This is a genomic window from Microcystis sp. M53603_WE2 (genome assembly GCF_030065435.1).
On the sequence record NZ_JASJFF010000445.1, the window covers coordinates 1 to 2680 of the forward strand.

Annotated in this window: 3 protein-coding genes and 1 pseudogene; 2 read left to right on the top strand and 2 right to left on the bottom strand. The window is 45.9% G+C overall.

Going from position 1 to position 2680, the window contains the following annotated elements; genetic code table 11:
- Together PX481_RS30095 and scpB are read right to left on the bottom strand one after the other, a co-directional pair.
- Window positions 1-113, bottom strand: a pseudogene (locus PX481_RS30095) (DUF760 domain-containing protein); the annotation flags it as partial.
- A gap of 134 nt (window positions 114-247) precedes the next feature.
- Entirely contained in the window at window positions 248-766 is a 519-nt protein-coding gene (gene scpB / locus PX481_RS09385; protein WP_002763004.1) for an SMC-Scp complex subunit ScpB, read from the bottom strand.
- Window positions 767-827: 61 nt separating this feature from the next.
- On the opposite strand from scpB, the gene PX481_RS09390 reads away from it, so the two are divergent.
- Together PX481_RS09390 and PX481_RS09395 are read left to right on the top strand one after the other, a co-directional pair.
- A complete protein-coding gene (locus PX481_RS09390; RefSeq protein WP_002763003.1) occupies window positions 828-1640 on the top strand; it encodes an inositol monophosphatase family protein in 813 nt (270 codons plus the stop codon).
- A gap of 256 nt (window positions 1641-1896) precedes the next feature.
- The gene (locus PX481_RS09395; protein ID WP_002763001.1) at window positions 1897-2661 is read left to right on the top strand and encodes an ABC transporter ATP-binding protein; all 765 of its coding nucleotides are present in this window, start codon (window positions 1897-1899) and stop codon (window positions 2659-2661) included.
- Window positions 2662-2680: the final 19 nt, after the last annotated feature.

Sequence of the window (2680 nt, forward strand, 5' to 3'; positions counted from 1 at the left end):
GATTGGGCTATTCTCTCAAGGGTTTCAGGATGCTGCTGCTGGAGATACTGCATCAGACAGTTATCGTTTTGTTCTTCGGTTTCCCAGGGAAAAAAATCAGGATTAAAAGTCATCAGAACTCCCACGCTGTAGTGGTTATTGGATCTAGGTTAACAAATCGCTCTTCTTGATTGCCTGAAGTCCCCCCCATCTTCTTCAAGTTTAGCTCAGTGATCAAACATTCACCCTTAATATACTCTCTCTCTCCTTATTCCCGATCGGTAGCTTCCAGAATACCCTGTTCTCTAAGATTGTCAACCTCGAAATATTGATGAAATTTATCGGTTAATTCTAACCAGTACGATCTACCTTCATTTTGCTTGCGTTTTCTCACAAATCCTCGTTCTACCAAGTCCTGAACCTGTTGATAGGCCGTACTGCCTCGTAAATTAATTAAATCCGCTTGTAAAATCGGTTCTTTTAGTGCGATCGCTGCTAAAGTACGGAGGGTTCCTGTGCCTAATTCGGCCGGGATCAGGTCTTCGATCAAATTCTGATAAGCTGACCGCAATTGTAAACTATAACCGAGGGGGGTTTCCACCACTTCCAAGGCACTATCCCGGTGGGCATAATCGGACATCAACTCGATCATAGCATCTTCCACCGTCAAGCGATCGCTGTTGGTTAATGTCACCATCTCGGTTAAGGGGACAGGCTGCCCTTTTAGGTAAAGTATCGCTTCTAGACGGGTAGCTAGTCTGATCTCCTGGTGGGCTTCCGCGCTCAATCTCGACTACCTAAGTTTAGACAATGATTTAATATTCTACTAGAAGACGAACGAGAAAATTATGGAAACTTTTTGGAGTCAGGTTTTAGACTTTTGTTATCAGGCTACCGAGCAGGTGGGCGATCGCCTAGTAGCTGATTTTGGCAAATTACAGGCCACCAATAAAGCAGACGGGACTTTAGTGACGGCTGCCGACCGTTGGTCCGATGGCGAATTGCGATCATTAATTGCCCGCACTTTCCAGGATCATGGAGTCTTAACCGAGGAAACTACCCATATTTTCCCGGATCAAGAATGGTGTTGGGTAGTGGATCCGATCGACGGCACGACTAATTTTACTCGCGGTATTCCCATCTGGGGCATTTCCCTAGGACTTCTCTACCGGGGGACTCCCGTGTTCGGATTTGTTTATCTCCCCTGCCTGAAACAGGCCTATTATGGTTATTGGTACGGTGAGACGGGTTTAACCGGTCCAGAGGGGGCCTACTGCAACGGTCAACCGATTCACACCAGCGACGATTTTCCCAGCAAAAATCATCTGTTTAATCTCTGCGCTCGTAGTACAGGTGTATTTAAAAACCCCTTTCCCTGCAAAGTGCGGATGATAGGAGTGGCTAGTTATAATCTGCTTTTGGTTGCCGATGGCACGGTTTTGGGAGGAGTGGAAGCAACCCCGAAAGTCTGGGATATTGCTGCGGTTTGGGCAATTCTACAGGCCGCCGGCGGGGTATTTATCTCTTTAGGAGAAAAGATTTTTCCCTTGCAGGTGGGGGAAAATTATAGCGATCGATCCTATCCCTGTTTAGCCGTGGCTCGATCGAATTTAGCGCCAGTTTTCTTGCCTTTAGTCGGTTTTCTCAAGGATGTTGCTTGAATGGAGAATTGCTCAGGTTAGAATAGCTGCATTTATTGGTTTTATCTCTATTTAGGGCTTGCTGAATAAATCTAAAAACCTTGTTGGATAATATCTTTAAGCTTGTTTGAAATCAAAAACTGCCAGCCCTTGGAGTGATCAGGGGGGAAATTTAGGCACTTTTTGCCTGAAAATTAGGTAATTGACCCCCTGAAAATCGGTAAAACCCTACACTCCACACCCTACACCCCACACCCTGCCCCCACGAATTTATTTCATGAGTTTTGATACTTCCTCTCTCAGCGAACGCAACGATAAAGCCGAAGTCTATCAGCCGGTAATTATTCGCCTCGAAAATGTGTCTAAAATCTACGGCAGTGGCGAAACCATGGTTAAAGCCCTCAATAACATCAATTTAAGCCTAAAAAAAGGGGAATATTGCGCTATTATGGGGGCTTCGGGTTCGGGAAAATCCACGGCCATGAATATTATCGGCTGTCTTGATCGTCCCACCTTGGGAGCTTATTATCTAGAAAATCTGGACGTTTCCACGCTGCCGGATGGGGATTTAGCCCAGATTCGCAATCGTAAAATCGGCTTTGTTTTCCAGCAATTCCATCTTTTACCCCAGATGAGTGCGCTGGAAAATGTCATGTTACCAATGATTTATGGTGGGGTTTCTCCCCAAGAAAGAAAGGAAAGAGCGATCGCTGCTTTAACGAAGGTAAAATTAGATAATCGACTGCACAATAAACCCAATCAATTATCGGGGGGACAACAGCAGCGCGTCGCTATTGCCCGGGCAATTGTCAATCAACCCATATTATTACTTGCCGATGAACCGACGGGGGCGCTGGACTCGAAAACGACCCAAGAGGTGATGGCTATTTTCTCGGAATTGAATAACAGTGGCATTACTATCGTGATGGTAACTCACGAGGCCGATGTGGCGCGTCACTCCCAGCGCATTATCTGGTTTAAAGATGGTGAAGTGGTTTATCCTAATCTCGCACCGACGGATTTACATGAGGTGATTGGGTAGGGTGGGGATTTTTCAGTTA

What these genes read in the sequence shown, in the direction of transcription:
- PX481_RS09390 (WP_002763003.1), top strand. Translation starts at nt 828, where the DNA reads ATGGAAACTTTTTGGAGTCAGGTTTTAGACTTTTGTTATCAGGCTACC.
- PX481_RS09395 (WP_002763001.1), top strand. Translation starts at nt 1,897, where the DNA reads ATGAGTTTTGATACTTCCTCTCTCAGCGAACGCAACGATAAAGCCGAA.